The organism is Bacteroides sp. GD17 (assembly GCF_038448625.1).
In the GTDB taxonomy this organism is placed as follows: Bacteria; Bacteroidota; Bacteroidia; order Bacteroidales; family Bacteroidaceae; genus Bacteroides.
This window is the reverse complement of sequence record NZ_JBCEZS010000015.1, coordinates 111,312-135,521: the sequence shown is the minus strand read 5'-3', so window position 1 is coordinate 135,521 and position 24,210 is coordinate 111,312. Positions and strand designations below refer to the sequence as shown.

Here is a 24,210-nt window from a genome sequence, read left to right as displayed (position 1 = left end):
AATAGTAAAATAAATAATATTAATTTTAAAATAAAAGGATGAAAACAAAGTATGAAAGAATGTTTAAAACATTAAGCGAAAAAGAACTGAAAGATGTAATGGGTGGCTTAATTCCTCCTCCCAAAAACGAAAACGAAAAGAAGTCACCGATACAACAGGCGATAGATGAATTAATATGCTGGTAACAATACAAAAAGGAGATACAAGAAATGAAGGCATTAACAAAAAATGAATGTAAAGAAATAAACGGAGGCTATGATCTAATTGAGGAAGCAAAGCACTTTGACTTGTGGAAATTCGTTAAGGAAGTACTCCTAAACTGGGAAGATTAACATTAACCTAGTGATAACACAAAGATAACAGAAGTGTTCAACTCACTTTCCTACCTTTGCAATAGTAAAATAAATAACATTAATTTTAAAATAAAAGATTATGAACAGTAAAAATGTAACAATGCTTGTAGCAGAAGAATTGAGAAGTATTTATGGTGGAAGTATGATTAGTCATAAGGGAACAGAATGGATAGTTCCCATTTCGACAGGCACCGTTTATATGCCAGAGTCACCCTACATTCCTACTGATGGCAGAGACTTCATCTGGTAAAGGCAAAAGAGGTGGGGTTTTCATTAAATAAAAATTATGGCACCCCATCTTCTTTAAAATTTGTACAAATAGAACATTAATTAAAAATCAAGAATATGAAAAAGAATATAGACCCAACCAAAGAGCTAAGTGCAAACGATATGAAAGAGGTAAATGGAGGAACAATTAAACAAACCCTGCTGGATGTCATTATAAACATCATTAAAGGTGAGTTTTCTCCCAAGCTATAAATTTGGAAACACTCAGAAAGATCTATGGACCTATGGCAGAATACATCTTCTGTTGGTAATTTCACATTAAATACACACATAATTAAAAATAGTATGATAATGAAATATTTAGAAAAAGATGCAATGATGCAAGATATGAATCAGCAAGAGGAAACAGAATGCAATGGCGGTATCGGCCTTTGGATGTATATTGATCCGGTAGTTTCTATATTGATATCAGATGCGGTAGAAAAAACTAATAGTGGAGAGCAATGAAAAGGAAGTGGGCTAATAATGAGAACATCAAGCATATACGATTCATTATAATATTTTCAATTGTATATATTGCTGTAAAATATGGATATCCTTTATTGAAACAGCTTATTTTCTAATGCAGAATACAAAACATTAATTATAGTATTAACAATTAAAAAACAAAAAGAGTATGAAAAATTTTAAAGAAAACGCAGTTATGCAAGAAATGAATTTGGAAGAACAAAAAGAGGTTAATGGCGGTATAGGTATCGTAGGCAGTATACTACTCACAGCGGCAATAAGTATGGTTGTTGATCAATGGCCGGATATCAAGCAGGGCGTATCGGATGCATGGAATGGTATCTAAAATACGTGAATTATGAAATTCCTTATCGCATTTATAATCACATATTCGTTTATTGTCTGGGGATATCCTTGGATGAAGAAAGTAATATGTAGATATATACAGAGAAAGAAAACAAAAGAAATAAATAACAAAAAACAGTAAAAGGAAATGTTGTATTATAGTGATTTATCAAAAAATGACACCATAACTATATATGGTGGAGAACCCTCTGAAAAAACCTCTTTGGGGTATGATATTGCATGGTATATTACTACCGGTATCAAATGGGTAGTTGACCTGTTTTAAGATACAATAAGACAATATTAGGAATATATCAGCATAGATTTCATTAATCTATACATAAAAGGAGATGCAAATCAAACAAGAAGCATCTCCTTTTTCTATTAACCTAGCGATAACCTAGCGATAACACATCCCTCCTTTTACATAGCGTACCTTTGTTGCATCAAAACAACAAGAGTATTAATCACTAAAAAACAAAGAGATATGTTATTACCGAATGAATGGATAGAAAACAGTATCGAGACGTACATCTATCAACACACTACAAAATCACAAATCATCTATTGGGTGGTATTGGCTGCCATCACTGCAACAGTTATCGCACTTCCATTTATTTATGTGGACATCTCCGTACAAGGTAGCGGCATCGTCCGGCCGGTGGCAGAGAAAGCAGAGATAACCGCATCTATCACAGAAATCGTTGATTCCGTTTATGTACGCGAAGGACAACAAGTAAGTAAGGGTGATGTCATTCTCCGCTTCCGTACCAACAATTCCGATTACAAAATCAATTATCAATCGAGCCGTCTGAATGATTGCGAAGCGCATCTGGCAGACCTAGCATATCTGTCAAAAGGCAATTGTCCGTCCACGTTCCGTTCTCCGGTTCGCCAACAGGAATATACATACTTCACTAAAAAGAAAAAAGAGCTTGAAACATCCCTTGCACAAGCGGAGAAAGAATACAATCGCAATAAAAACTTGTATGACAAGAAAGTGATTTCAGAAGAGGAGTACGACAAGTACTACTTTCAATGGCAGAGCCAACAAAATGAACTGGCATCGCTGATACAAAGTCAGTTAAGCACATGGCAAGCAGACCTGAACAGCTACCGCAATACGTTCAATGAAATGAATTCAAGTCTCAAACAAGAAATAAAAGACAAGGACATGTACATTGTCCGTAGTCCGGTAGACGGTACAATTGACCAGTTTTCAGGAGTATACAGAGGTAGCGGAATTCAGGCAGGACAGTCTTTGGCTACGATAAGTCCGGATTCAACACTCTGCCTAGAAGTGTATGTCACGCCCCGCAACATTGGTTTCATGAGCGTAGGGATGCCGGTCAATGTACAAGTGGAATCTTTTAATTATAACGAATGGGGCACCATAGCAGGCAAAGTAAAAGAAATTTCTTCCGACTTCCTGACCGATGGGCAGGGTAATTCCTTCTATAAAGTGAAATGTGAGATGGAACGTGACTACCTACAGTTGAAAAGCGGACGGGTTGGCAAGTTGAAAAAGGGAATGACAGTAAGCGCCCATTTCATGGTGACACGCCGTTCCTTGTTCGATTTGCTCTACCAAAAGATTGACGATTGGGCTAATCCCAAACAGTATGAAGGTGAAATGATGATTGCTAAAAAATAAAAATAGAAAGGATAAAATTATGTATAAGAAAAGTATTAAAATAAAGCAGCACGATATAACGGATTGCGGTGCTGCCTGCTTGGCGTCAGTATGCGCTTATTATGGATTGCAATTCCCGGTAGCACGCATCCGTCAGTATGCCTTTACGGATCAGAAGGGTACCAACGTATTAGGATTGATTGAAGCTGCCAACAAACTTGGCTTATCGGCCAAAGGTGTAAGGGCACAGTTCGAAGCATTAAAGATTGTACCGAAGCCCACCATTGCACATGTAATAGTACACGGACAGTTGCAACACTTTGTTGTAGTCTACAAAGTGGAAAAAGAATACATTACTTACATGGATCCGGGCGACGGACGGATGCACAAAGTGACGAATGCTGAATTCGAGAAAATGTGGACCGGTGTACTGATCTTAATGGAACCGGAAGAAACCTTTAAGAAAGGAAATATGAAAACCAGCATGTCAAGGAAGTTCCTTTCACTACTGGCACCACATAAAAGTGTAATGATTCAAGCTGTTTTCGGAGCTCTGGTATACAGTATTTTGGGATTATCTACGTCGGTCTATGTAGGCAAGATAACAGACTATGTACTGGTGGACAAGAATATTAACCTACTCAATCTAATGGGTGTCATAATGCTTGTCATCTTGCTACTGCGAACCTTTATCGGAGCAATGAAGAGTATTCTGGCTCTAAAGACAGGACAGCGGATTGATGCAGCATTGATTTTGGGATATTACAAACATTTGCTAACACTGCCGCAACAATTCTTCGACACCATGAGAGTTGGTGAAATCATCTCGCGCGTAAATGATGCGGTGAAAATACGTAATTTCATCAATAATGTTTCGCTCGACTTGGTAGTCAATATGATGATTCTCCTCTTTTCAGTCTGCCTGATGTTTGTATATTCCTGGAAACTGGCATTGATTACATTGGCATCCGCACCATTGTTCCTGCTCATTTTCTGGGGCTTCAACAAACTGAACCGGAAATATCAGCGCGGAATCATGGAAAGTAGCGCAGACTTGGAGTCACAGTTGGTTGAGTCTATCAATTCCATTGCCACCATCAAGCGGTTCGGCATTGAAGAGTTCGCTAACCTGAAGACCGAAACCCGTTTTGTACATCTGCTGAAGAACACTTTCCGCAGCATCTATGGTTCTATCTTGGCACAAGGAGGAATACAATTCGTATCTACTGCCATTACTATTGCCGTTTTATGGTTAGGCAGCATCTTAGTGATAGATCAGGAACTGACTCCCGGCACACTGATGGTATTCTATTCCTTAGTAGGTTACGTCATCTCTCCCATCGGCTCACTGATTTCTTCCAACCAAACCATCCAGGATGCCTTGATTGCAGCCGACCGTCTCTTCCAAATTATGGACTTGGAACGCGAACAAGACGACAACCAGAAAATTGTATTGGAACCGGATATGATAAATAACATCTCATTCGAAAATGTATCATTCCGTTACGGTTCGCGCAAAGAAGTATTCAATGGGTTGAACCTGGAAATAGAAAAGGGAAAAACTACAGCGGTAATCGGAGAAAGCGGTTCAGGTAAAACTACATTAATATCATTACTACAACATATTTATCCGATCCAGTCCGGACGCATCCGCATCGGCGATTATGATATTGCCCAAATCAGCAACCGGAGCCTTCGCCGCTGGATAGGCACAGTACCACAGCAGATTGAGTTATTTGCCGGTACCATTGTTGAGAATATTGCCGTAGGCGACTTGCAACCCGACATGAGACGCATTGTAGATTTAGTAGAACAACTTGGCCTGAAAGAGTTTATTGACAGACTCCCCAACGGCTACATGACTTATATCGGCGAACACGGTGCTTCGTTGTCAGGCGGTGAACGCCAGCGTTTGGCTATTGCGCGTGCATTGTACAAAGAACCGGAAATCTTGATATTTGATGAAGCGACATCATCGCTCGACTCCCTATCCGAACGTTATGTAAAGGATACATTGAATGCTTTGGCTCAAAAAGGCAAAACCATTATAGTAATTGCGCATAGACTGAGTACAGTAAGAAATGCAGATACTATTGTGGTGATTGACAAAGGGCAAGTTGTGGAAACCGGTACGCACAGCGAGCTCTATGATGCCGGAGGAAAATACAGTCTACTCTGGAACGAACAATTCGAAATGTTTGAATGATTAACCTAGCGATAACCTATTGATAACGTCGTTTTAGTCCTGCTTGTTCTACTTTTGCAACAACAAAATAATAGAATAAACAGAATTAAAACGATGTTTCTTATGAAAAAATCAACTCTTATATTAGGAACGATTATAGTTCTTACAAGTATTGGAAATGTGCATGCACAGAATAAGAAGTGGAATCTAAAACAATGCATTGACTATGCGGTAGAACATAATATTGAAGTAAAACAAAGTCAGAACCAAGTCAGAAGTCTGAAGGTGGAAAGAAGCACTTTAAAGAACAACTTCCTCCCGGACTTGAATGCCGGTGCTTCGCAGAAGTTCACTTTCGGCAGGTCGCTGAATCAAGATAATACATACGAAGACAATAACATACAGAACTCTTCATTCTCTATAAGTACGGAAATTCCTCTTTTTACCGGATTCAAGACAAGTGCCTCAATTTCACGCAACAAATTTGATTTGCTGGCAGCAGAAGCTAACAAAGAATTGGTTGAAAACAACTTGTCATTGAATGTTACCAGTGCTTACTTTCAGATTCTATTGAACAAAGAGATTTTTCGGATAGCACGAGAACAGATTCTATTGACCCAGGAACAAGAGGCTAAAACGCAACTCCTGATTGAAAATGGTAAGGCCCCGCAATCGCAACTATATGATGTAAGGGCACAACTGGCCGATGATGAACTGACAGCAACCGAAGCCAAGAATTCTCTTCGTCTTGCTTTCCTGGATTTGGTACAACTGATGGAACTGCAAGGATATGAACAATTTGACATAGATTCTTTAGATGAAAATATTTCCAAAACAGAAACAATGACTCCGGAGAATATATATGATGCAGCATTAGGATGTATGCCTCAAATCAAACAAGCTTATTATTCGCTGCAAAGTAAATCAAAGAGTGTAAAGGTTGCCAAGTCTGGGTATTATCCTGCTTTATCGCTGGGTGCCGGCCTCAGCACCGGCTACTATCATTCCGGCAGCGGAATAAGCCAGACCTTCAGCAAACAGTTTGAGAACAACATGCAGAAAAGCATCTACCTCACAGTAAACATCCCGCTTTTCGACCGCTTCTCCACGCGCAACCAGGTTAAAACAGCACGGATAGAAGAGCAGAATGCCAGACTGTCTCTGGAAAACGAGAAGAAGAATTTATATAAAGACATAGAGAAGGCCTATACCGACGCCTTATCAGCCTGGGAGAAATTCCAGTCAACCACCAAAGCAGTGACTGCCAACGAAGAGGCGCATCGGTATGCACTGGAGAAGTACGCAGCAGGAAAATCTACCGTATACGAGTACAATGAAATAAAGATGAAGCTGGCAGACGCACTTTCCAAGCAGTCGCAAGCCAAATATACTTATCTGCTGAAAGAAAGAGTGCTGGCATTCTACTCTTGCCGTTCTTTAAGCGATTTCACCCTTCCACCTGCCTCTACAACTGCCTGCCGACAGGCGATAGCGGGTGAAAGCGGGGAATAATAGCGGTTTCAAGGGTTCACCCTGCCCCCTTACAACCGGATGTCTATTGCTTAAGAGCAGAAAGGTGCTTTGATCACATGCACAAGATGGCATCTTATGCTGCACAAGATGCCATCTTGTGTTGTATAAGATGCCATCTTGTGCAGCAAAGGGTATAGCCTTGTACTGCAAAGGGTGGTGAGTTTCGGAAGAAAAGCAATAGCCTTACTCATCTCAGGACGGTACAGGGTGAAGGGTGAAAGCTGCGTGAAGCCCCGAATAGCATTGCGCTTTCACCCGCTATTCCCCTACTGTAGGGCTTTTGAGGCAGATGATGAATGCGATGAACCCTCATTATGACTTTGATTTAAAGGGGGAGATTACATTTTTATCTTGATAAAAGTGTATCGCATATCGGATAAAGCACCTCTGCATATCGCATAAAACCAAGATCGGTAAAGTGGATGCCGTCTACGGTAGCCTCTCCATCGTGCCCGATGATGTCTTTGGAAGAGAGGAAATGGATGTTCTTCTCGCCGCGCTGCTTCAGGGACTGGAAGAAGGCATTCAAAGTCTCGTTCTTGTCCTTTACCTCTTTGGCTATCCTCGTGTCGAAGGGAGAATGGGTAAAGACAGGGTCTTCCACAAAAAGGATGGGCGTATCGGGATGTTTGCTGCGGATGATGGTATAGAATTTATCGGCACGCTCCTTCATCTGCTCCACAGTGGCATTGGGCACAAAGTCGAGGACAAACAGGGATGCATCTACACCTGCCACCACATCGGCAATCTCCAGGTCGAGCAAAGCGTTGCCGCTAAAGCCCAGGTTGATGCATTCGCGATTGAGCCAACGTTCCAGGATGTTAGTATGCGCCATGCCGGGACGGGAAGCGCAACCACCCTGCAAGATGCTTGTTCCGTAGAACACCACCGGTTTATTGCGTACCGGCAAGTCAACGGCCGGCTGACTGATCTCCGAGAGGGAGTCTACGCCGATGGCAAGGGAAGTGACGCCGTCATATAAAGAGAGGTATAAGAGGTATTCACGCTCCCGGGGAAGCATGTTATTGACAATAGTTGCCGTGCTAGACTTGCCTTGCGGACGGCCGCTACCGGCAAAAATCCATTTACCGTCTTGCAGACAATAGAGGTCGAGACCTTTGATGCCGGTAGGCGTCATGTGATTCATACTCATATTATTCCGCACTTCCCACTTGGCAGCGATACAGGTGGAGTTGGAACGGAAGCGGACGGCAAGTCCGGCACTGTTGCGGCCCAGTTCCCACAGAGGTTTGCGGGAAATATGCTGCAAGGAGTCCGGTAGACGTTCGTAACGGGTGAGGGTGGCATCTGTTGCTTTGCCAAGAAGGGGAAAGGCGGAAGCATCGTGATAAACGATCTGGGCATTGGCTGCAAAGGCAAGCAGCAAGCCCGCCAGGAGTAGTTTGATTCTCATACTGATAAATTTTAAGCGTTAAGTTACAGGCAACAAGTATCGGACCTCAAAGATACAAGGTTTATTTGAAAAGCAAAGAAATCAAGGCGTTTTACATCAATTAACTCATAGGTAACGGTAGTTTTACGAAAGAATCGTACTTTTGAAGAAAATAATCTTATATGAGACATATCCATTTTTTAATCGCGGGTTTGCTGTTGTACATCTGTTGCACGCTGCAGGCCAAAGACCGAGTGATTAACCACCCGCCGTTCTGTGTGAGAAACACAACTTCCATCGAAGTCAGTAAAGTAGTAATCAGCGACACGGCCACCGTGCTGCACATCTATGCCAAGTATCGTCCCAAAAACTGGATAAGCATTGCTGCGGAAAGTTTTCTGAAAGACAATAACGGAGAAACCTACCAGTTGCGTTCGGGCATAGGCATCACTCCGGGCAAGGAATTCTGGATGCCGGAGTCGGGTGAAGCCGAATTCCAACTTGTATTTCCTCCGGTCTCCGGCAATGCCGAGTCTGTGGATTTCGCGGAAGGCGAGAAGGTAGAGAATGGCTTCAACATCTGGGGCATACAGCTGAAAGGCAAGAAATTGCCGGAACTGCTGCTCCCCAAAGAAGCCGTAGTGCATCAGGCAGATGCAAGTACCGAACTGCCCGAACCGGTGATTCAATACGGAAAAGCGACCTTGAAAGGCAAGTTGCTGGATTTCCGCCCCAACATGTCGATGCCGGTAACTTTGGTACTGTGGGAAAACATAAAAGGAGACTTGTCGGAAGTTGTGCTGGACGTACAGCCCGACGGCAGCTTCACAAAGGAAGTAACGCTGGGAGGCACCACCCCGTGCAGCATATATATCGGCAGCGGATCTACCGTCCAGTTCTTTATGGAACCGGGCAAGACGACAGAGGTATATGCCAACCTGCGCGAAATGTCACGCCGCGGTTCCAAGTTCCACAGCCAGGAGAAACCTTATGGCGAAGCGGCATACATCAACGGTCCGCTGGAAGTTGTGGCACAAGAGTTGAACCGCAACTTGGGCGACGTAAATACCCAAGAGAAATTGTATAAAGACATTGCCGTACTGGCCGACAAAGATATCAACTCTGCCAAAGAGTACATAGTCAATATGTCCGGCGAAGTGCAAGCCACCATCGACAAACTGCCTTGCAGTGCGCCGACCCGCCAGTTGCTCTCCATCACCAACAAGCTGAGCACAAACGGTATATTAGGTTCTGCAGCAAGCCTGATGACCTCGGCTGCCCTGCGTGCAGACCGCATAAAAAGGGAAGAAGCCAACAACTACTACAAGGAACTTATGCAGAAAACACCCGCCGACTATGTGTCCGATGCCGACTTCGCGATACTGAATGTTCCGCAGGCCATCTTGTCCAACCAATACGTAAACATGGCGGCAAGAAACATGGGCAAAAGCGAAGAGTTCGCCAAAGCATGGGGAACGGACAAGGGCATTTTCTTCGATATAGTCCGTAACGCCTCTCTCTACCGGAGCATAAAGAGCTTCACCCCGCTGACCGAGGAACAGAAAGCCACTGTTGCAGCCATGCCCGCCGCCTACCGTGAAATGTTGACCGCCGCCAACGACGAACTGCTGGCACAAATAGAGGCCAATAAGAAAAAGACCGGCTATACCGTCAATGAAGTAGATGCCAACATCAGCAATGAGGATTTGTTTGCATCCATCATCGGCAAGTACAAAGGAAAAGCGCTGCTGGTAGACTTCTGGGCAACCTGGTGCGGCCCGTGCCGCATGGCAAACAAGACCATGATCCCAATGAAAGAGGAATTGAAAGACAAGAATATCGTCTATGTGTACCTCACCGGTGAAACGTCTCCGCTAAAGACCTGGGAAAACATGATTCCCGACATCCACGGCGAACACTACCGCGTGACTGCCGCTCAATGGAAATACCTGGGCGACAACTTCAAAGTAGAGGGTGTACCGACGTACCTGGTAATAGATAAGGAGGGAAATATCCAGTTCAGAAGCACCGGATTCCCGGGAGTGGATAAGATGAAGGAGGAGTTGCTGAAAGTGGCAAAATGATAATTTAGCGGGGCTTCGCCCCGCTAAATTATGAAGTTTAATATCTGGTTACTTTACCCGAATGCATTTTCAAGTACTCAAAGCGGTTAAGCATTTCGCCTAACTTCTTGGGGTATTTCTCTGCCAGGTTTTCTTTCTGGCCAATGTCATTCTTCAGATTATAAAGCTTATATCCATATCCCAAGCCGACGAAATCGCCTTCTTCCTTGCTATAGGGGTTGTAATAAGGCGGTATCAAAGCCCAATCGCCCTGACGGTATGCATAGTTGAACATACCTTCGATGACCAGTTCCTCACGTCCTTGCTTACTCTTACCCAGGAAAGCATCCAGCGTGTTCTGGCTATCGACTTCATCCGTAATAGTCTGTCCCAACAAAGCGGCCAATGATGCCATCAAGTCCATCTGGCAGACAAAAGCGTCGGAAACTTGCGGTTTTACCTGTGCCGGCCAGCGAAGCATGAAAGGAATACGGGTTCCACCGTCGAACATGCTGGTTTTGCCGCCACGCAGAGGACCGGCTATTTTGTGGTCGCCCACCAATTCCACAGCATCATCCTTATAGCCATCATCCAGTACAGGGCCATTGTCGCTCGTGAAAATCACAATCGTATTTTCAGCCAATCCCAGTTTGTCCAATTCCTTGAGGAACTCGCTTACGCACCAATCCGCCTCCAGAATCACGTCTCCACGGGGTCCCATACCGGACTTACCGGCAAACCTTTCATTGGGTACACGGGGAACATGCGGCTGGTGCAGACCGTAATACAAGAAGAACGGCTTGTCTTTATTGTCATCGAGAAACTGCTTCGCCTTATTGAGGAACAGTTCTGCCATCTCCTCATCTTTCCATTGTGCTGACTTTCCTCCCTTCTGGAATCCGATGCGCGGCACACCGTTCACAATAGAGCCGGCATGTCCCACACTGGGATGCATCCGCAACAATTCCGGATTATCTTTTCCGGTAGGTTCTCCCGGGAAGTTCTTCCGGTAATCCACATAAAGAGGATCGGCCGGATCGAGCCCTATCACACTTCCGTTTTCCAGAAACACACACGGAACGCGGTCGTTCGTAGCTGCCTGGATGAAAGAGTAATCATAACCTATTTCAGCCGCTCCGGGATATACGTGCTTGTTCCAATCCACATTTCCGTCACCCAATCCGATATGCCATTTGCCTACGGAACCGGTTGTATAACCCGCTTGTTTCATCATTTTGGGTAACGTGATTTTCTGCGTATCGATAATCAAGGCGGCATTTCCCGGCAGGATTTTAGCATCAACATTGGTCCAAGGATACTTCCCCGTCATCACTGAATAGCGGCTGGGGGTAGAAGTGGCTGCCGTACAGAAGCCCTGGGTAAACCGGATACCTTCGTTTGCTACACGGTCCATTCCCGGAGTCTGAATACGGTGAGCGCCGTAGCAACTCAAATCACCATATCCCAAATCGTCCGCTACGATTAAAATAACGTTCGGCTGTTTCTGTGCCTGCTGCTTCTGTGCCGTACCGGGAAGGCCGGCAAGAACGGTGGCCGGCAGGGAAGCTCCTGCCAGCACACCAAGTGTATAATTAAATAATCTCATATACTATATTTTAATATTATTATTCGATAGGATTCTGGGTCAACGTACCGGGATACGCATTTATTTCGGACTGGGGAATGAGCTGTACCACCAGCGGGCTGGTCGGATCAATCTCCCAAATGGAGTTATAGAAACCGGGATAGCGGCGAATCATCCTCTCACCTACCCGATACACATCAAAACCACGGTCAGCCTCATAAGCCAACTCCAACTGACGCTCTTTCATAATACGTTCCTTTGCATTGCTTGCATTGAGCGTAGCATATCCCTTACCGGGCAACGAACGCTCTCGCACCGTATTCAGATTTGTCCTTGCCAGTTCGTAATCGCCTTTCTTAGCAGCAGCCTCGGCGCAAAGCAAGTACATTTCTGCCAGACGGGAAACGATTGGAGAGTGAAGTTGCGGGATGCCGTCTTCGAGAGAACATTTATAGCTATAGAACATCGGATAACCATTGTTCAGCTTTATATAGTAGTCATCGACGCCGATGTATGTTTTTCCCTTATACTCAATGGAGTATTTATGATTGGCAGCATCTACCGCAACCAGAGGATATTTCTCCGTAGCACTGAATACCGCTGTCAGCGTACCGCCATTTTCTTCGATTGAAGGCTGCTGATAGCCATATCCTGTCAACTCATTCTTGTCATTATAGATTTCGTAGACAAAACGGAAAGCGCGGGTTTTCTGCCCGGTATTCTTATCTTCTGCATACTGCGGATGGATAAAGGAGGCTCTGGCATCGATGAAGTCTTCGTTTGCCCAGTCATTATATCCGGTTTCGTCCAGCAGATCCAGATACTTCTTGCTGGCATAAATTTCTCCCCAGCCCACATCCTGAATACTGGCATACATACTACCGATTACCGGATTGTAGTTACTGATTTCAGCATCCATACGCTTCACGGCAAAGATGGTTTCTACCTGAGCCCTATTGTCCGGCGTCATCTGGTTGTAAGTCATAAACACATCACGGGGCAAGAGGGAAAATTGCCCGCTCTTAATGACTTCATTGGCATAATAATAAGAAGAATCGGCATAGGTCTGATTAGGATTCTCATAAGTACCGCTCATATAGGCATATACTTTGGCAAGCAGTGCCTGGGCAGAATACTTGGAAGCATATATCGCAGAGCGATAGTCGGACATCAGCTTCTCACCTTTGCGCAAATCGGCTACCGCCTGCGCGTATACTTCTTTCACCGTAGAACGATCCGGCAACACCAGGCCATCCAGGTTGTCGGGAATATCTACAATAGGTACTGCCAGATGCGACTCCGGTGACTGATAATAAGGCATACCGAAAATGCGGCACAGATAGAAATACATCATGCCACGCATGAAATGAGCTTCACCCAGTTTCTGATCGACTTCAGGAGATTCTCCCTCATCAATCATCTTTATCAAATTGCTTGCCTGCGCAATAATCTTATATCCATTGTTCCACACACCGGGCAAGTGATTATTACCGGCCGTATGCTTGTAGGACATATACTGACTGAAATTGTTGGTAGTTGCATTCTGCTTCATGATGTTGTCGCCCGGATATTCACCCGTGCGATGCATGACGTCAGTAGCCGAACGTAACTGCGCATAACATCCGTTCAACAAAATATCCATTGCCTGTGCCTTGTCTTTCTGGATGGTCTCAGCCGAATAGCTGCCATAGGGAAGGCGTTCAATATCACACCCGCTAACGAAAAGGGTAAGTGCAGCCAGTGCTGCCATATATATTTTTTTCATAAGTGTAATTATTTTATAAAGATATGTTCAATCCTAACATGAATTTACGAGTTTGAGGATAAACTGAAGAAGCCACACCTGTACCTGCACCATTGTTCAACGGCGGAACTTCCGGATCGATGCCCGAGAAGCCGGATACGACAAACAGATTCTCACCGGAAACATATACCCTCAGTTGGTTGATATACTTCTTCACCGGTATGTTATATCCGATAGTCAGGTTTCTCAAACGCAAATAACTGGCAGTCTCCAGATAACGGGAAGAAACACTGTTTGAATTGGATGTGTTGCCATACACGGCTTTAGGATGTGTGGCAATATCTCCTTCTTTCTCCCAGCGGCTCCAGCCGTCTTTCAGTTTCATCTGGTTACGGTCGGTATAGGCACCGTCCGAGTCGAACTCCATACGCATATAGTTATAGATTTTTCCACCTACGGAATAACCGAAGATAGCGGATAAATCAAAGTTTTTCCACGACAGTGAGGTAGAGAAACCACCATAGAAATCGGGATTGGAAGAACCACAGATAACCGGATTCTTTGAAGCCAGCGCATACTTGTTCGTCTTCACGCGTTTACCGTCTTCATCCGTCATGTACCACAACGGGTCTCCATTGGCGGGATCAACACCTGCCCATTCTGTCGTATACCACGAATCGATGTCATATCCGGGTTTCAATATCTTGTCTGCCGGCCCTACGATACCCGACTGGGCATTGTTTATGATAATCTCCGATTTGTCACCATAGAGTTTCTTTATCTTATTCTTGTTTGTAGCAATATTGGCGGATACATTCCAGTTCCAGTCTTTATTCTTGATGATATCCACACCAAGAGTTGCTTCAAATCCTTTATTCTCAACCTCGCCTACATTCTTATAATTATAAGACCAGCCTGTTACACCCGAAACCGGTACGTTATAAAGCAAATCGGTCGTTTTCTTCTGATAATAATCCAGCGTCAGGCTGACTCTGTCGAAAAACATCGCATCCAGACCGATGCCCAGTGTATATGTCTTTTCCCAAGTCAGGTCTTTATTGCCAATCTGCGACATCATGGCACCGGGCACTCCATTGTAGCCGTCGGTAATATTATAAAGAGCATATTGCGGGTAGAGACTGCCGGGACGGGCACCTACCGAACCGTAACTGGCTCTCAGTTTCAACTGGTTCACCCAGTCGGCGTGGAAGAATGCTTCACGGTTAATGTTCCAGCCGCCGCTGACTGAGAAGAATGTACCGTAACGGGCATTCTCGCCAAAGTTGGAAGCGCCATCACGGCGGACTGATACCTGAGCTAGATACTTATTGTCATAAGCATAGTTGGCATTGAGGAAGTAAGATTGCACTGCCCATTCCTGCTGCGAACCGCTTACTTTTTTCGGTGTAGTGGCCACATCGGCTACCGTAAAGCCCGGAGGGAACCCGGATGCTGTCTGCGAAGTCACTGTTCCTGTATAGGAATTGAACTCATAAGCCAGCAATGCATTTACGGAGTGCTTCCCAAACACCTTGTTGAAACGCAACAAGTGGTTGGTGTAAAGACGGTAATAGTCACTTTTGTAATCCTCCAGCAAACCATTATCAGCTTTTCCGCCTGCCGAGCGGGGGTCTGTATAGATCTTCTGGACCGTATTGCCATATTTATAGTTGTTCACGGAAGAAAAAGTCAGCCAGTCGGTAATCTTGATGTCAAAGTCAAAATTGCCCATAAATTCATAAGCCGTACTTTCGGTACTGTTCCACTGCAAGTTGTAGAGATAATTGCCCATCTTAGGAGAAATCCACTCCGTAGGCTGCGATTCCTGATAAAGCTCGCCGTTCTCATCGTATGGGCTGTCCCAAGGCAGGCAGGAATACATGGCAGCCACATTGTGCTGCTTGTTGGTCACGTCACGACGGGCTCCCCACACAGACGGCTTTATTTTCAGCCAGTCGGTCATCTGATAATCCACATTAAAGCGGAAATTATAGCGGGTCAGGTCAAAGCCCTTTACAGCACCGCTTTCATCATACAACCCCAGAGATACATAACTCTTCATTTTATCGGTACCGCCCGAAGCCGAAATATTATAGTCCTGGGCAACACCCAAATGAGTGGCACAGTCCCACCAATCAAAGTTCTTATTACGCAATTCGGGGGTATATTGCGGGAAAACAATGGATTCCTGATTGGAGAAAGATTTGTAATAGTCATACAGCTCGGCACCATCCATCACAGAAAATCCTCCTGTGTTCAGCTGGGAAATACCGGTCTTGGCAGATAAGCGGATCTGGGCTTTTCCGGATTTGCCTTTCTTTGTTGTCACCACAATTACACCGTTGGCACCCATTGAACCATATATCGCTGTAGAGGCCGCATCTTTCAATACGGAAATAGACTCGATATCGGCCGGATTCAGATTGCCGGCGCCACTGCCTACCAGCACTCCGTCTACCACCCAAAGCGGGTCGGTGCCACCATTGACGGTAGCCTTTCCGCGGATCACAATCTTACCCGTAGAGCCGGGCTGTCCCGAACCACCATTGACATATACTCCCGGAGCTTTACCGCTCAGCAGATTTTCTGCCGAAGGAGTAGTGACGTCGAGCAATTTATCTTGTTTTACGACTTGCATGGAACCGGTCAGGCTCTCTTTTTTCTGTGTACTATATCCCACTACAACTACTTCGTCGAGGGCTTGCGAATCTTCTCTCAGGGTCACATCATATTGGGTTACACCTGGTTTCAAGACATAGCTTGTTGAGGTATAGCCGATGTAGCTGATGGTCAATTCGGCTCCTTCCGATACGGTCAAAGTGTACCTGCCGTCCAGGTCGGTAACAGTACCATTGCCCGGATTGTTCTTTTCCACCACCGACGCACCGATAACGGTTTCTCCGGTCTGGTCTCTGACCACACCTTTGATGGTAACCTGCTTGCTTTGCTGCTGCACGGCAGGAGAAACGCTCTCCTGAACCTCACTTTTCAATATAACCTCATTCCCCTTAATCATATATTTAATATGATTGTCCTTGAATACGGTAGACAGTACCTCTTCAATATCACCCTCGCAGTCAATGTTTCGCTTGCCGGCCTTGTCTAAATCGGCAACTCTGTAGAAGAAAGTGTAATTACTGTTCTTCTCAATCTGCTGAATGATTTGTTTTAACGTAAGCGACTTACCTCTGACCACAATCTGTCCTTGAGCAGCAAAGACAGTAACAGGTACAAGAAGCACTAATAGTAGGATTGCCTTTTGAAAGCGTCCTTTGAAAGTGTAAAAACAACTTTTCATGCTCTTTCGTTTTTAGTTAGACTTGAGTTTTTTTATCTCTTTAGGTTTGTAAATAATTAATTTGCCGTTCTCTCTCTTATATTTCAAATTCATGGTATAACAGATCTTTTCCGCGATTTCCGACGGGCGTTCATTGTAATATATTGCCCCGTTAAACAGGTAATGGCCGGGAATATCTGCAGCCAGTTCTATATCTATATCATAAACTTCCTTGATGGTGCCTATCAGCGAGTCCAACCTTGTATAAGCAAATTTATACATACCGTCCTGCCAGTAGATGTTACCTATCTCGTTCATCACAATGTCACCATTGGAGTGGTAGGTAAGGCATTCACTCGGCTTCATAGCAACGACTCTTCCGTCTGCCTGCGAATGAAAATCCACTTTTCCGTTATACAATATGACTTTACTCATCTCTTTATTTCGATTATTTACATGAAAAACGGTTCCTTTCACCTCAATAAATGCTTGTGCTATATGAACTCTGAATGTGCGTCCGGCCTGCTTGGTTACTTCAAAAGTAGCATCGCCTTCCAGCCATACATCCCGCTTCTCATTGAACGTTTGTGCATACCGAACCGTACTTCCCGGCTGCATCCATACCTTGCTTTGATCCGGCAATGACAGGACGCGGGCTTCATTGGCAACAACACTCACATATTCCATCCTATCAATATTTTTATTTCCTCCTGTAAAATAAAAAGCACCTATCACCAACAGAGCAGCTATACTTGCCGCACAACATAACAGCGCTATTCTCCGACTTTGGTGAGATCTCTCAAGTTTACATTGACCGGCTATTTGTTTCCACATCCGTTTTTCAACTTTTGCGTCAGCAAATTTACCGTCACTGCTATCCCATTGGCGTTTCATAAGATTTCTCATTTCTTCCATCTCAAGAAACCGCTTCCTCTCTTCCGGTGTTGCCTGCTCCGAAAGGATTTTCTTGCCTAAATCTTTAACTCCTTGTTCTTTCATACCTATTTCTTTTGTGTTTTAATTCTATGACATTTTACCTATTCTACTATAAATACACATACAAGCGGATATCCCCCCAGTCAAAACCTTCTTTTTTTTAATTTTCTTAGAGGAAAGTTATTTTAGCATCCGAACGAGGAGAATTGAGAAGAAAAAGTTTAAAGAACCTTTCGCTTTTAAATAGTTTTATTACTTTTGTTTTGTAATATTTCATAATATGAATGACAGGGAGACAATACTGGCCCTAAAAGCAGGAGACTCCAAAGCCTTCGAATCTTTATACAAGCAGAACTGGCGGAGGGTTTATAATTTTACGAATTTGTACAATACATCTTCCGTAGAGGTAGAAGAGATTGTACAAGAAGTATTTATAAAGCTTTGGGAAGGACGTGACCTGATTGATGAAAATAAAAATCTGGAAGGATATCTTTTTATTATTACCCGCAATCTCATATTCAATAACTCCCGTCGGTTTTTCAACGAGGCTTTTTATCAACTGACGGTACTGGAAGCCATGGGAGAATCATACAATATAGAAGAGGAGCTGGAAGCCTCGGATTTGCGGAACCAATTGGATGCACTGTTGGAAAAGTTATCTCCACGACAACGGGAGGTGTTCATTCTGAGTAGGGAAGAACACCTTACTTATAAAGAAATAGCAGCACGATTGCAGATTTCAGAAAAGACAGTGGAACGCCATATCGGCGATGCACTGAAATTTCTGAAAAAGAATCTGCAATTGTACATGCTATTTATGCTGGTCTGTTAGAGATATTACTTCTCCTGTGCCCATTCCTTGGCACCCTGCTCTTTCAGCTTGGCAGTAAATGCCTCGGCTTTCTCCATGCTTGCCTTTTCGTCTTCGGGACTTGCATAAGCATGTTTATAACCTTTCACTACATTCCATTCACCACGAGTAAAATCGGGGAAGGCAACGGCAGCACAACCATTGTCCATAGAAAGTTCGCCCAGTTCGGCAAGGCAGCACCATTCAGCAAGGTCGTAAACATCCATGTCCAAAGGCAAGCCGTTCTGCAGGCAATATACCAGACGGCTGTCCATCACAAAGTCCATACCGCCATGACCGCCGACTTCTTTGGCCATTTCACCGTATTTCTTCAAGATAGGATGCTGGTACTTTGATACCAAAGCCTCCATTTCAGCCTCCGGCAAAAAACCGTGTGAGTTCAAATCGTCAATCTTAGGCTGTACACCCGAAGCGGTCAGCTGCTTGGCATCGAGGGCATAACCTTCAACCGGATATTTGTTGGCAAAACCCTTCGTACCTGTAAGCTGGTACAAACGGTTGTAAGGCTGCGGAGTCATTACGTCGTGCTGGATTTCGATAACCTTTCCATTGGCGGTACGAATCATCGTTGTAGTATGGTCGCCATTACGGAAGTCCTTACATTCCTGACCGGTTCTTTGCTCTACCAGCTCTTTGCCGACAACAGACTTAGTGTCCATGGCAACCAAAGTCGTCATGCGGTCGCCGCGGTGGATATCAAGAGCTTGCGCTACGGGACCGAGGCCATGAGTAGCGTATACGTCACCACGATGCTTCATGTTATATTCCAGACGCCAGCCCAGTTTATCGTTCTCGCCATTCTTCCAATAATGATCCCAGAACGGTTCCAGGTTGTGGATATAGGCGCCCTGTGCACGGATTACCTCACCGAACACACCTTGTTGGGCCATATTCAGCGTATTCATTTCGAACCAGTCATAGCAGCAGTTCTCCAGAATCATGCAGTGCTTGCGGGTAGTCTCGCTCAGATTGATCAACGCCCAGCATTCTTCCAGGTTCATGGCCGAAGGTACTTCGATGGCTACATTCTTACCATTCTCCAAAGCACATTTGGCTACGGGGAAGTGGTGCAACCAGTCGGCAGCGATATAAACCAGATCTATATCATCACGTTTGCAGAGTTCCTCATAACCGGTAGCGCCCGAATAGACAGCAGCCTTAGGCAAAGAAGCTTTCTCAAGAAGTTTCTGGCATCTTTCCGCACGTGCTTGCTCATAGTCGCAAAGAGCTACAACCTGCGTTCCGGGAATATAAGTAAAGCGCTCTACCGCACCGGGTCCACGCATACCCAATCCCACGAAACCAACACGCACTACATCCATCTTCGGGAGAGTCAGTCCCAATACACTTTTTTGTCCGGCCGGACGTTCGGGGGTTTTAACTACAATGGTTCCGGCTTCCCATTCCCATTGCGTCCCCTTCTCCGATGTCTGTACGGTAGAAGTTTGAGCTGTACATGCACCAAGTATGAAGCACATACCCAACAATAGTGTTCCAATTTTTCTCATGATTTACTGATTTAAAATTAATAATGAATGAATATTTTTTCAGAACTGATGAACTCCCATCTGCTTGTCCACCAGATATCCGTCGGTTGCCTGAAGATTGAACTTCACATTCCGCTTAGCCTTGAACCGGATGACCAGCAAGTCAGCGTCACCTTCCAGCGTTTCACGATTGCCGATATTCACAAAGGTAACGTACAGAGACTTCACGCCATTCGTGTGCAAACGGTCGTTCGTCATATTCCTCATTTCCTTCATGCCTTTCGACTCTATGCCTACGAACTCGTAATCGGCAGGATCGTAAGGAAGCGCAAAACTGAGTGCATTCACCGAACGCAGCCCCGTACCCTTTACGAGGATTTCAACTGTTTCATCTTTAGCATAAGTACGTTTCGCAGTGCTGATGCCGATGGTTCCGTCTGCTTTCTCTACCTTTCCACCTTCTACGCCGCCTTCGAGTTGCGTAGCTACGGCAGAGATATCGTAAGCATCGATCAATCCGTTAGCGTTCAGGTCACCCCGGCTGATATAACCTTCAAAGTCAGCATCGCCTTGTCTCAATCCGGTATAGTTGATATACGAAGTCAAGTCGTTTTCATCGATCAATCTGTCATGGTTGATATCGCCCGGCAGATAGCTTTCCGTTTCAGGCACCTTGAACACATAGATTTCACGACCCGAGCCATAGTTGCCTACCGCTTCGCTGACGCTTATCTTGATGTAGCGTGCAGTCGGTTTCTGACCAAACGAGAATACCTTCACTTCATTGTCGCGCTTCCACTCGAACGGACCGGCTTCTGTCCAGTTCTCCTTATCCATACTGTAGTAAACCGTACCCTTCAGCAATGTTCCGTTTCCGGCATTGTCGCGAGGCATGTAGTGGAACTTATCTACCTGGTTGATAGACTTCAAGTCCATAATCAGGTCGAACGGAACGGCCTTTTCATTGTATGCCGTATGCCACAGTTCTCCTTCTTCAAAGTCGAACAATCTTCTGAGTGAACGGCCCTGGTTCTTGGCTGTAGTTTCTCCTACAATACCTGTTATGGCAAATTCAAGCGGATTCTGCTTGGTTGTTGCACCAAACTCAGCCCAATCGGAAACACCATCCTTGTTCACGGCACGAATCTTGAAAGAATATGCAGTTTCTGCTTTCAGTCCCTCGAACAAAAGTTCCGTATCCGTAATGGTAGAATAAAGCATGCCATCGAATTCTATCTCGTAGAAGTCGGCATTGTCCACCTTAGCCCAAGTCGGGTTCAAAGTATAAGCCTTCGTATTTTCATCGGTGATCTGTGCCTTGGGAGCAGTCAGCATGCCGGAAGACACTCTGTACTTGTCAGCCGGAGCAAATACGAATCCCTGAATATTCAGTGTAGTTGGTCCGGCAGTGATGTCGGCAGGAGCCAGCTTGACCAGCAGTTGAGGATTCTTCGTGATGATTTCCTTGGCAAACTCGCTGCCTTGGGTAGCAAATTTGTTCAGATTAGGAGCAGCATCATAGAAGTAAACGTTTTCGCCTTTAAGGAACTCTTCCAAAGAACCGGCTTCGGTAAGCTTAATCTTGCTCTTGCCGATAGTGGCAGCGAGTTTCTTGGGTTTCTCCGTAACGTTGATTCTCAGTTCGGTGGCTTTCTCCTTTACAAAACCCGTAAAGTCTCCCTGAGCCGGATGAATGGTGATGGTAACATCGCCTTTAGGTCCGACATTCGATTCTATCAGGGTAGTTACTGCCTTGCCAGCTCTGTACTCTTCAGAGATACCATCGTCATCATACTCGGTGAATGAGCTCTGTCCGTAAGGATAAAGTTCGTATATACGCAAATTTTTGTCTGTTTCTTTGACGTTGTTATTGGGGGACGTCATGGGGATAATGGCTCCGTTCTTCACAAAGACAGGGAGTTTCCAAAGCGGTGAAGCGTAATTATTGATGATGCATCCGCCTTGATATACGTCACCCGAGAAGTAGTCCACCCATTCGCCTTCGGGCAGATAGATGCCATTGCGGATGTCGTTGCCTTGCTCATCGGCCTTGGTAGACTGATATACAGGGGCTACAAGGAAATACGGACCATAGAGATACTGATATTGCGTAGCCTTGCCCAGCGTGTAGGCATTGGGATATTCCAGGAACATGGCACGAATCATCGGCAGACCGTCCACGGCTTCCTTGGCAATGCTATAAGCATACGGCATGATTTCCGACTTCAGCTTCAGATACCAGCGGTTGATGGAAGTGGCAGGTTCGCCCAAAGCATGAGGATATTTTTCGTTTGCTCCCCAGCCGTCCATATTCAGTTCCATGGGGGTGAAAGTCTTCCACTGGAAGTCTCGTGTATTGACAACGAGGTTCTTTCCGCCGAAGATGCCGTCCATATCCGAAGTGATATTGGGATTTCCCGAAAGGCCCGAACCGATGTAGGTCGGGATATGGAAACGGATATATTCCCAGTTACCGCCCGTCTGGTCGCCCGACCATATTCCGGCGTAGCGCTGTGTGCCCGCCCAGCCGTCAAGGCTGATGATGAACGGACGCGCATCGTTTCCATAATACGTCATGATTTGTGCCACATCCGTGATGCCGTTCAAGCCGAACGAGTAACCGGCACCTACCCAGGCCACATCCGTCTTTAGGACACGCACGCCTGCATCTCTTACTTCTTTCACGATGTCTCTTTGGAGCAAAGCTTCCACACCGGCTTTGGGATGCAGGTCGGACTGTGTCCAAAGACCGATTTCCACACCATTCTGATGGGCATAGTCTGTCAGGCTCTTCAGGTTCTGGATATTACCGTCCAGCGTTCCCGTCTGACCGTAACCGGCTCCATAGCCATCGTTAGGCAACAGCCAGCCCAGAGGCATGTCATGTTGTTTGTAGCGGTCTATCACGGCACGGGCGGAGAACTGGTAGTTATCCTTCTCTCCGTTCAGCGATTCTTTGATGCCACCGTTTTCCTTCTGGCTTTCTTTGTAACGCTTTCCGTCCTCAAAAAGGATTCCGTTTTCATCTTCCGTCCAGTAGTCGCGGTTGTAGGCATTGAGGTGACCTTGATAGAAACCGAACTTAGGAAGCAGCACCGGATTTCCGGTAAGCTGGTAATAATCGTTCAGCAGAGGTACTGCACCGTCATTGACCATGATAAAGAGGTCCAGATAGTCTGTTTGGTGAGAGAGTTTCACAATGCCTTTTTCTTCTCGGCCGAAGTCGTAAACACCTCTTTTAAAAGTGTGCCACATCAAGCCATAGCCGTTTGTCGACCAGTAGAAAGGATTGGGCGATGCCACGCCGCCATCTGTCCAGCTATTCTGGTTTTCGATGGCAATGGCTCTGCCTTTGTGGGAGAAGCGTCCGTTCTGCACGCCGCCGCCATAGAAATATTCCTGTGGATTTTCCTTCAGGGTTACGGTTACTTTATCTTTCTCAAAAAGTATGGGGGCTGCTGCTTCCATTACAGTGTTACCGGTTACCAGATTGACAACTTTCATCAGTGAGGTAGCCTTGTCTATCTGCACTTCAATCTTCCCGGTAGAGATGATTACGGCTCCGGCCGTGTCTTTCGCATCGAGTTGTGTTACGTTCTTGCGAGGTTGGTTTACCAGGATCTTTGCTTCAGGCTCTGCCTCCGGATCACGGAGAATGCCGTCGTCGTCCTGAAACATTCTGAAGATGTTTTCTCCATAGAAGTCGAGGGTCATACGGTGATTGTCCGAGAACAAGACCTCAACTGTGGTGGGATTGATTTTCGCCACACCGACGATTCTGGGAATCTGCTGTGTTGCCTCAACGCTGTTCTTCTCTCCGCATACAGCTTGCGTTGCCAGATAAGGAGAAGGGAAAAGCAGGACGAAAGCAAATGACATTGCCTTCCAGCTTCCGAGGTTAGTAAATAGATTGTTCATACTTTACGTTTTATATTAATGTTGGTTAGAAGTTACGTTATTGATTATTACCTGTAATCAGATATGTTATCATCTTTTATTGCAAAGATATTACAATGTTCCGGTTTGGGATAATTTTCAGAGACAATTTCTGCTTTTACCTGATCAATTTG

17 protein-coding genes are annotated in these 24,210 nt (G+C 45.2%); 10 read left to right on the top strand and 7 right to left on the bottom strand.

From position 1 onward, the window contains the following. Window positions 1-38: 38 nt before the first annotated feature. From AAE250_RS19635 to AAE250_RS19600, 8 genes are all read left to right on the top strand, one after another. Window positions 39-185: a bacteriocin gene (locus tag AAE250_RS19635; RefSeq protein WP_294599134.1), complete on the top strand. Its 147-nt coding sequence runs from the start codon at window positions 39-41 to the stop codon at window positions 183-185. Window positions 186-432: 247 nt separating this feature from the next. After that, window positions 433-603: a hypothetical protein gene (locus AAE250_RS19630; RefSeq protein WP_294599137.1), complete on the top strand. Its 171-nt coding sequence runs from the start codon at window positions 433-435 to the stop codon at window positions 601-603. A 95-nt stretch (window positions 604-698) separates the two neighbouring features. After that, window positions 699-833, top strand: a complete 135-nt coding sequence (locus tag AAE250_RS19625) for a hypothetical protein (RefSeq protein WP_294599140.1) — start codon at window positions 699-701, stop codon at window positions 831-833. A gap of 99 nt (window positions 834-932) precedes the next feature. Further along, window positions 933-1,088, top strand: coding sequence for a hypothetical protein (locus AAE250_RS19620; RefSeq protein ID WP_294599143.1), 156 nt, complete (start codon window positions 933-935; stop codon window positions 1,086-1,088). A gap of 169 nt (window positions 1,089-1,257) precedes the next feature. Next, window positions 1,258-1,434, top strand: a complete 177-nt coding sequence (locus AAE250_RS19615) for a lactobin A/cerein 7B family class IIb bacteriocin (RefSeq protein ID WP_294599146.1) — start codon at window positions 1,258-1,260, stop codon at window positions 1,432-1,434. Between the two features lie 486 nt (window positions 1,435-1,920). Then, window positions 1,921-3,087 carry an HlyD family secretion protein gene (locus AAE250_RS19610; protein WP_294599149.1) on the top strand — a complete coding sequence of 389 codons (1,167 nt, stop codon included), beginning with the start codon at window positions 1,921-1,923 and terminating at the stop codon, window positions 3,085-3,087. A 19-nt stretch (window positions 3,088-3,106) separates the two neighbouring features. Continuing rightward, window positions 3,107-5,272, top strand: a complete 2,166-nt coding sequence (locus tag AAE250_RS19605) for a peptidase domain-containing ABC transporter (protein ID WP_294599150.1) — start codon at window positions 3,107-3,109, stop codon at window positions 5,270-5,272. 102 nt (window positions 5,273-5,374) lie between these two features. Then, complete coding sequence (locus AAE250_RS19600; RefSeq protein ID WP_294599153.1) at window positions 5,375-6,763, top strand: TolC family protein; 1,389 nt, start codon at window positions 5,375-5,377, stop codon at window positions 6,761-6,763. Between the two features lie 367 nt (window positions 6,764-7,130). Here AAE250_RS19600 and AAE250_RS19595 read toward each other — a convergent pair whose 3' ends face one another. Further along, window positions 7,131-8,198, bottom strand: coding sequence for an SGNH/GDSL hydrolase family protein (locus AAE250_RS19595; RefSeq protein ID WP_294599156.1), 1,068 nt, complete (start codon window positions 8,196-8,198; stop codon window positions 7,131-7,133). Window positions 8,199-8,359: 161 nt separating this feature from the next. Between AAE250_RS19595 and AAE250_RS19590 the strand changes: the two genes are divergently transcribed. Then, window positions 8,360-10,261 carry a TlpA family protein disulfide reductase gene (locus tag AAE250_RS19590; RefSeq protein WP_294599158.1) on the top strand — a complete coding sequence of 634 codons (1,902 nt, stop codon included), beginning with the start codon at window positions 8,360-8,362 and terminating at the stop codon, window positions 10,259-10,261. Between the two features lie 37 nt (window positions 10,262-10,298). Here AAE250_RS19590 and AAE250_RS19585 read toward each other — a convergent pair whose 3' ends face one another. From AAE250_RS19585 to AAE250_RS19570, 4 genes are read right to left on the bottom strand one after another with little or no spacing between them, the layout of a single operon-like run. Beyond that, window positions 10,299-11,846 carry a sulfatase family protein gene (locus AAE250_RS19585; RefSeq protein WP_294599161.1) on the bottom strand — a complete coding sequence of 516 codons (1,548 nt, stop codon included), beginning with the start codon at window positions 11,844-11,846 and terminating at the stop codon, window positions 10,299-10,301. A gap of 19 nt (window positions 11,847-11,865) precedes the next feature. Beyond that, complete coding sequence (locus tag AAE250_RS19580; RefSeq protein ID WP_294599163.1) at window positions 11,866-13,590, bottom strand: RagB/SusD family nutrient uptake outer membrane protein; 1,725 nt, start codon at window positions 13,588-13,590, stop codon at window positions 11,866-11,868. Window positions 13,591-13,603: 13 nt separating this feature from the next. Then, complete coding sequence (locus tag AAE250_RS19575; protein WP_294599166.1) at window positions 13,604-16,867, bottom strand: SusC/RagA family TonB-linked outer membrane protein; 3,264 nt, start codon at window positions 16,865-16,867, stop codon at window positions 13,604-13,606. A 12-nt stretch (window positions 16,868-16,879) separates the two neighbouring features. Next, window positions 16,880-17,845: a FecR family protein gene (locus AAE250_RS19570; protein WP_294599168.1), complete on the bottom strand. Its 966-nt coding sequence runs from the start codon at window positions 17,843-17,845 to the stop codon at window positions 16,880-16,882. 217 nt (window positions 17,846-18,062) lie between these two features. On the opposite strand from AAE250_RS19570, the gene AAE250_RS19565 reads away from it, so the two are divergent. Further along, on the top strand, window positions 18,063-18,614 hold the full coding sequence (locus AAE250_RS19565; protein WP_294599171.1) for an RNA polymerase sigma-70 factor: 552 nt from the start codon (window positions 18,063-18,065) through the stop codon (window positions 18,612-18,614). A 5-nt stretch (window positions 18,615-18,619) separates the two neighbouring features. Here AAE250_RS19565 and AAE250_RS19560 read toward each other — a convergent pair whose 3' ends face one another. Then, entirely contained in the window at window positions 18,620-20,161 is a 1,542-nt protein-coding gene (locus tag AAE250_RS19560; RefSeq protein WP_294599176.1) for a Gfo/Idh/MocA family protein, read from the bottom strand. Window positions 20,162-20,200: 39 nt separating this feature from the next. Beyond that, complete coding sequence (locus AAE250_RS19555; protein ID WP_294599179.1) at window positions 20,201-24,058, bottom strand: TIM-barrel domain-containing protein; 3,858 nt, start codon at window positions 24,056-24,058, stop codon at window positions 20,201-20,203. Window positions 24,059-24,210: the final 152 nt, after the last annotated feature.